Origin of the sequence: Tardiphaga sp. (assembly GCF_028290785.1) — a bacterium.
Classification (GTDB): domain Bacteria; phylum Pseudomonadota; class Alphaproteobacteria; order Rhizobiales; family Xanthobacteraceae; genus Tardiphaga.
The window spans coordinates 61,718-68,425 of record NZ_JAQGJD010000227.1; the positions used below are offsets into that span (position 1 = coordinate 61,718).

Genomic DNA, 6,708 nt, shown 5'->3' on the forward strand with positions numbered 1-6,708 from the left:
CCCCGCCTCGACTAGCCCTTGGTCAGCATCGTGCTGTAGGATTCCAACATGGAAATAGCATGGCTTGAGGATTTTCTCGCGGTTCTGGATGAAGGAGGGTTTTCCCGGGCGGCGGAACGGCGCGCCGTCAGCCAGCCCGCCCTCAGCCGACGAATCCGCTCGCTGGAGCAATGGGTTGGCGCCGCCTTGTTCGATCGCAACACGCATTCCGTTCGGCTGACCGCCGCCGGCGAACGCTTCCGTCTGGTGGCCGAGGAAACCCTGCGCCGTCTACAGATCGGGCGCGAGGAAGCGTTTGGCGCGGCTCAAGCGGCTTCCAGCGCACTTCGCTTTGCCGCCACCCACGTCCTGTCCCTGACGTTCTTTCCGCGCTGGCTGCGCGCACTGGAAGCCGCCGCGCCGATCCTGTCGACGGTCCAGCTCACCGCCGACAATATGGTAGCCTGCGAAAAGCTGATGGTGGAAGGCCGCGCCCAGTTCCTGCTGTGCCATCACCATAGCGAGGCGGCATCGCGGCTGACCAATGACGCTTTCCGCTCGATCCATCTCGGCGACGACATCCTGTTGCCGGTGATGTCGCCCACGCTGCAACCGCGCGAACTGGGCGCGGCGCCGTTTCTCGCCTACACGTCGGAGTCCGGCATGGGCCGCATTCTGGCTGCGGCCTGGGCGGCCACCGGCACGAGGGCGCCGGCGGAGCCGGTGTTCGCATCGCACCTGGCCAGCGTGCTCGCGACCATGGCGCGGGATGGACGCGGCGTCGCATGGTCGCCGCTCAGCCTCGTGGCCGACGATCTCGCAGCCGGGACGCTGGTCCGCGCCGGCGGCACGAGCGATGAAGTGCCGATGGAAATTCGGCTGTTTCGCCCGAAAGCCCGGCAAAGCCCCGGTGCCGAGGCACTATGGAATCATGCTGCCGGGCTCTCGCTGCCTCAGGCAAAGAATGCAGTCAGCTCCGCGATCGTTTCCTCCGGTCGCTCTTCCTGAAGCGTATGACCGCAATCGAACGCGCGGCCGGAAACGTGCAACGCCTTTTCCCGCCAGGTCTCCAGCACATCGTAGAGCGCGCCGACGGTGCCCTTGCCGCCCCAGATCGCGAGCAAGGGAGCCGTGACCCGCCTGTCGGCGTCGGCGGCATCGTGCACGAGATCGATGGTCGCGGCCGCACGATAATCCTCGCAGATCGCGTGGCGAGTCGCGGGATCGTTGTAGCAACGCAGATATTCCGCGAAGGCGGCGGGTTCGGTGGCGCCGGGTGTCTTGACCTGCCCGTCAATATGCGTGCGCAGGAAGAATTCCGGATCGGCGCCGATCATCCGCTCCGGCAACGGCGCCGGCTGGATCAGGAAGAACCACCAGAAATAACGCGTGGCAAACGCCTTGTCGGTTCGCGCATACATGGTTGAGGTGGGTGCGATATCGATCAGCGCGACCCGCGACACGGCCTCGGGATAATCGAGCGCCATGCGATGCGCGACGCGGCCGCCGCGATCGTGGCCCGCGAGGTCGAAGCGTTCATGTCCGAGGGCGCGCATCACCGCGACCTGATCGCGCGCCATGCTGCGCTTCGAATAGGCCGCATGGTCGGCCCCGCTTTCCGGCTTGCTGCTGTCGCCATAGCCGCGCAGGTCGGTCGCGACGATGGTGAAGCGCTGGGCGAGTTGCGCCACCACCTTGCGCCAGGTGACGTGAGTCTGCGGATGCCCGTGCAGCAGCAGCAGCGGCGGCCCCTTGCCACCAATGGCAGCGCGGATCGTGATGCCGTCGGCCAGCGTCACATCGAGCAGGCGGAAGCCCGCCAGGAATGGCGACGGGCCGCGTTCGGCAAACGTCGCATCGGAATCGGGGAGAGTTAAGCCAGCCATGGATTTTCAACCAGATATGAATGCTCGAATGATGTGATGGCGGCGCGATCCTGCAAAGTCGCGCCGACCGCGTCGAGGCCCAGAACCAGAGCCTGTTTGCGCCCCGGCTCGATTTCAAAGGAGACAACCGAGCCGTCAGCGAGCAACACGCGCTGCCCCGGCAGATCGACCGTCAGTTGGCATGTCGCCGGATCGGTCGCAAGCTCGCTGATCCGGCGGGTGCTGGCCTCGTCCAGCGTGATCCCGAGGACGCCGTTGCGGGCGCAATTGTCGAAGAAGATGCCGGCGAAGCTGGTGCCGATCAAGACGCGGATGCCGAGTTGGCCGAGCCCCCAGACAGCATGTTCGCGGCTCGACCCGCAGCCGAAATTCGGACCCACGACCAGAAATTTGGCGTTGCACCACGGATCCCGGTTGAGCACGAAATCCGGCCGCACGGCGCCCGCGTTGTCGAAGCGCTGGTCGTGGAAAACGCCGCGGTCGAGGCCGCTGCGATCGACGCCTTTGAGAAACTGCTTCGGCATGATCACGTCGGTGTCGACGTTGGCGGCCGGCAGCGCCGCCGCGACGCCTGTCACAATGGAAAAGGGCTGCATCACAGGGCTCCCATGTAGCGCCGCGCATCGGTCAACCGGCCGTCGACGGCTGCGGCTGCAACCATCGCTGGGCTCATAAGATGGGTGCGACCCGACGCGCCCTGACGGCCCTCGAAATTGCGATTGGTGCTCGACGCGCAGCGTTCGCCCGGGCTCAGCATGTCGTCGTTCATGGCAAGACACATTGAGCAGCCGGATTGCCGCCATTCAAAGCCGGCTTCGAGGAAGATGCGGTCGAGCCCCTCTGACTCCGCCTGGCGGCGCACGCTGCTCGAACCGGGGACGACCATCGCCTGCACGCCCGCGGCGACGTGTCGACCGCGCACCACCGCGGCGGCATCGCGCAGATCCTCGATGCGGGCGTTGGTGCAGGAGCCGATGAATGCCCGCTGGATCACAATATCCGACAGCGGCGTTCCCGGGCGCAGGTCCATGTACGACAGCGCGCGCTCCATGTCGCGACGCCGTTCGGGATCCGACTCATTCGCGGGGTCGGGAACGGACGCGCCGATCGGGGCCGCCTGGTCGGGGCTGGTGCCCCACGTCACCATCGGCTCGATCATGTCTGCCTGCAGCGTCACTTCCCGGTCGAATACTGCTTCCGGATCGCTTGCCAGCATGCGCCATTGCGCGACAGCCCGGTCCCAGAGGTCGCCCTCGGGCGCGCGCGGGCGGCCAGCGATATAGGCGAACACCTTGTCATCCGGCGCCATGATTGCGCCACGCGCGCCGCATTCGACGGCCATGTTGCAGATCGTCATGCGTCCCTCGACGCCGAGAGCCGAGATGCCCGCCCCCGCGAACTCGATGGCGTAGCCCGTCGCCCCCGATGCGCCGATCGTGCGGATCAGGGCCATGACGATGTCCTTGGCGCGAACGCCCGGCCCGAGATCGCCGTGGACCGTGACGCGCATCGTCTTGAGACGGCCGTAAGTCAGGGTCTGGGTGGCAAGATAATGCTCGATATCGGAGGTCCCGATACCGAAGCCGAGTGCGCCGAAGGCGCCATAGGTGGTGGTGTGGCTGTCGCCGGCAGCGATCACCATACCTGGGAGGACCAAGCCCATCTCTGGCATCACCACGTGTTCGATGCCTTGCATGGGGTGCAGCACGTCGAACAATTCAATACCGAAATCGCGACAGTTTTCCGCAAAATAGGCTGCCTGCCGGGCCGCGCCGTCGTCCGGCATGGCCGCCGTCCGGCGGGCGGCGGTGGGATTGACATGGTCAACCGTGCCGAGCGCGGCACCCGGGCGCCAGACCAGACGGCCGGCCTCGCGAAGCCCGGTGAAGGCCTGCGGGCTTGTATATTCATTGAGCACGGTGCGGTCGACGTAGAGCAGCAGCTGGCGCCCTTCGTCATCGAGCCGCCGAACCGTATGACTATCGACGAGTTTGTCGTAAAGCGTCCTTGCGCGAGCCAAGGTAAAGCCTCCCTGCAACCTGTGCCTAGCCGGATGCGCTGGGGCGCCGCCCGGGTTTCGTTGTCGGAGGTCAAAATAGCGGTCGGCGGGATTGACGGTCATGCAAGCTTTGCATCCATTGATCCGCTTTTTGGCCGTTCCGGATGGGAGGGCTTCCACCTAACGTGTCAGCCAATCCGCAGGGAATGCGAATAGATGGACAGGCCAGCGTCATAACGGCGACGAGGCCTGCAGGGAGGGGTTGTGATCTTCAAGAAACTTTACGTGCAAGTGCTGCTGGCCATCGTCGCTGGCGTGATCGTTGGGCTCGCTTCTCCGGCTTTTGCCGTCGAGTTGAAGGTGTTCAGCGATGTGTTCATTCGCCTGATTCGAATGGTCCTTGCCCCCGTGATCTTCTGTACCGTGGTGCTCGGCATCGCCAAGATGGAGAACATGAAGGAGCTGGGCCGCGTCGGCCTGAAGTCCATCATCTACTTCGAAGTCGCCTCGACGCTTGCCCTGCTCATCGGACTGCTGGTCGTCAACGTCGTCCACCCCGGCGTCGGGATGAACGTTGATCCCGCAACGCTCGACACGAAGGCCATCGCGACCTTCACCGCCGCGGCCAAGAAGCAGGACGGCGTGATCGATTTCTTCGTTCACATGATTCCGGTGAGCGTGACGGAGAGTTTTGCCACGGGCGACATCCTGCAGATCCTGTTTTTCGGCGTGTTTTTCGGCATAGCGCTGTCGCAGGGCGGCCGCGCCGCGACGCCGGTGATCCAGTTCATGGATAGTTTCCTGCATGCCGTGTTCGGCATCGTGCGAATGGTGATGAAGTTTGCGCCGCTGGGCGCACTTGGCGCGATGGCCTTCACGGTCGGACGCTACGGCATCAGCAGCCTGTTTTCGCTCGGCCAGGTATTGCTGTGCGTATATATCACCTGCGCGCTGTTCGTCGTTATAATCTTCGGCGCCGCAGCGCGCGTGAGCGGCTTTCCGCTGTGGCGCTTCCTGAAATACATCAAGGAGGAGATATTCACCGTCGCCGGAACCTGCTCGTCGGAATCGGTACTTCCGCAGCTCATGCAGAAAATGGAAGTCGCCGGCGTGCCTAAATCCGTGGTCGGCCTCGTCATTCCCGGGGGCCTGACGTTCAATGCGGACGGCAGCGCGATCTATTTCACCATCGGCGCCATGTTCATCGCCCAAGCCACCAACACGCCGCTGTCGATCTTCGAGCAGCTCACGATCCTCGGCGTCCTGATGCTGACGTCGAAAGGCTCGGCGGGCGTTGCCGGCGCGGGTTTCGTGACGCTCGCGGCGACGCTGGCGGCGATGGACAAGGTGCCGGTCGCCGGCCTGGTGCTGCTGCTCGGCGTGGACCGCTTCATGGCCGAGGCGCGCTCCGTCACCAACACGATCGGTAATGCGGTCGGTGCCCTTGTCGTCGCCGCCTGGGAGGGCTGCCTCGACCGCGACAAGCTCGAAAGCGCCCTGCGGGGTGAGAGCGAACTCAGCAGCGTGGAAGCCGGAGGCGCTCCGGTCCCCGCGATCAATGAGATAGCGTTGGCCCCGGTCCATGCACCGCTTGCGTCAAAAGCATAGAGCAAGGTAGACGACCGGCCGTCGCGCAGGCACGGCGCACGACGATCGCCCTTGCGTTCCGCAATACGGGACGATGATCGCCTCAGGTAATCTTCTTCAGCAACCTTGTCAGCGTGCGCTGCTCTTCCGCCGTCAGCGGCCGCAACGTCTTGGTGCTGATCTCCGACGCGACGCGGATAGCGGCGTCCATGACCTTCGTTCCCTTGTCGGTCAGCGACACCGCGCGGCGGCGGCGGTCGGTAGGGTCGGCGCCGGTGGTGATGAAACCGCGCAGGCCGAGCCGATCGACCACGCCCTTGATGGTGGCGGCGTCGAGATAGACCAGCCGTCCCAGATGGTTCTGCGAGGTGGGGCCGACTTCATGCAGCTTGGCCATCACCGCGAACTGGGTCTGGGTGAGGTCCTCGATCATGTTGGCCATGAAGATCGAGGTGTGCCGCTGCATCGCCACCCGCATCAGAAAACCGACCTGGGAATCGACGATGTAATCCGACGGCGGCTCTGCGCCCGAAAGGACCTTCAGCTTACTTGGCTTCAGCATCTAAGCGTCCCCAACTGGCTCACACCAATTATGTACGATCTTCGGTTGCAACAACAGACGAAGTTCACTCCCTCACACCGTCAGATAGGCCCGCTGGATCTCGATATTTTCGGCCAGCGCCGCCATGCCGCCGCTCCACTGGATCTGGCCCTTTTCCAGCACATAGGCCCGGTCCGATACCAGTTCGGCGAAATGCACGTTCTGTTCGGAGAGCAAAATCGAAACGCCGGCCTTCTTCAATTCCAGAATCGTGTTGGCCATCAATTCGACGATCAGCGGCGCCACGCCTTCGGAGGGCTCATCCAGCAGGATCAACAGCGGATTTCCCATCAGGGTGCGCGCCACGGTGAGCATCTGCTGCTCGCCGCCGCTCATCCGCCCGCCGGGCCGGTTCGGCATCTCGCCTAGGTTGGGAAACAATTTAAGCAACTTGTCTTCGGTCCACACCGGCGCCGGCACGCCATCGCTGAACCGGCGCGGCGGCTGGCGGCCGATGTCGAGATTTTCCAGCACGGTGAGGTCGGAAAAGATCCGGCGGTCTTCGGGCGTGAAGCCGAGGCCGAGTCGCGCTATCTCGAATGGCTGCAGTTTCGCGATGTCGGTGCCGTTGAACGCAATGGCGCCGCTGCGCTGGGCCATCAGGCCCATGACCGCCTTCATGGTGGTGGTCTTGCCGGCGCCATTGCGGCCCATCA

General features: G+C 64.3%; 7 protein-coding genes. 2 read left to right on the plus strand and 5 right to left on the minus strand.

Annotated features, from left to right (window positions below; all coding sequences use genetic code 11):
* Positions 1–48 precede the first annotated feature (48 nt).
* The gene (locus tag JWR89_RS14035; RefSeq protein ID WP_299717163.1) at positions 49–987 is read left to right on the plus strand and encodes a LysR family transcriptional regulator; all 939 of its coding nucleotides are present in this window, start codon (positions 49–51) and stop codon (positions 985–987) included.
* Here JWR89_RS14035 and JWR89_RS14040 read toward each other — a convergent pair.
* Genes JWR89_RS14040 through leuC form a run of 3 tightly spaced genes read right to left on the minus strand, consistent with a single transcriptional unit; the run spans position 933 to position 3,987 of the window.
* Positions 933–1,865, minus strand: a complete 933-nt coding sequence (locus JWR89_RS14040) for an alpha/beta hydrolase (RefSeq protein ID WP_299717165.1) — start codon at positions 1,863–1,865, stop codon at positions 933–935. The genes JWR89_RS14035 and JWR89_RS14040 overlap by 55 nt on opposite strands.
* Positions 1,853–2,461 carry a 3-isopropylmalate dehydratase small subunit gene (leuD, locus tag JWR89_RS14045; protein ID WP_299717167.1) on the minus strand — a complete coding sequence of 203 codons (609 nt, stop codon included), beginning with the start codon at positions 2,459–2,461 and terminating at the stop codon, positions 1,853–1,855. The genes JWR89_RS14040 and leuD overlap by 13 nt, the downstream gene beginning before the upstream one ends.
* The gene (gene leuC / locus JWR89_RS14050) at positions 2,461–3,987 is read right to left on the minus strand and encodes a 3-isopropylmalate dehydratase large subunit (RefSeq protein WP_299717169.1); all 1,527 of its coding nucleotides are present in this window, start codon (positions 3,985–3,987) and stop codon (positions 2,461–2,463) included. The genes leuD and leuC overlap by 1 nt, the downstream gene beginning before the upstream one ends.
* Before the next feature lie 141 nt (positions 3,988–4,128).
* On the opposite strand from leuC, the gene dctA reads away from it, so the two are divergent.
* Positions 4,129–5,472: a C4-dicarboxylate transporter DctA gene (gene dctA / locus JWR89_RS14055; protein WP_299717171.1), complete on the plus strand. Its 1,344-nt coding sequence runs from the start codon at positions 4,129–4,131 to the stop codon at positions 5,470–5,472.
* Positions 5,473–5,554: 82 nt separating this feature from the next.
* Here the strand turns inward: dctA and JWR89_RS14060 are convergent, their stop codons facing one another.
* Positions 5,555–6,013: a MarR family transcriptional regulator gene (locus tag JWR89_RS14060; protein WP_299717172.1), complete on the minus strand. Its 459-nt coding sequence runs from the start codon at positions 6,011–6,013 to the stop codon at positions 5,555–5,557.
* Positions 6,014–6,085: 72 nt separating this feature from the next.
* The coding region (locus tag JWR89_RS14065; protein WP_299717174.1) for an ABC transporter ATP-binding protein at positions 6,086–6,708 on the minus strand (623 nt) is incomplete at its 5' end.

Bases quoted from the DNA above. Each gene is read 5' to 3' on its own strand.
- JWR89_RS14035 (WP_299717163.1), top strand. From the start codon at position 49: ATGGAAATAGCATGGCTTGAGGATTTTCTCGCGGTTCTGGATGAAGGA.
- JWR89_RS14040 (WP_299717165.1), bottom strand. From the start codon at position 1,865: ATGGCTGGCTTAACTCTCCCCGATTCCGATGCGACGTTTGCCGAACGC.
- leuD (WP_299717167.1), bottom strand. From the start codon at position 2,461: ATGCAGCCCTTTTCCATTGTGACAGGCGTCGCGGCGGCGCTGCCGGCC.
- leuC (WP_299717169.1), bottom strand. From the start codon at position 3,987: ATGACCGTCAATCCCGCCGACCGCTATTTTGACCTCCGACAACGAAAC.
- JWR89_RS14060 (WP_299717172.1), bottom strand. From the start codon at position 6,013: ATGCTGAAGCCAAGTAAGCTGAAGGTCCTTTCGGGCGCAGAGCCGCCG.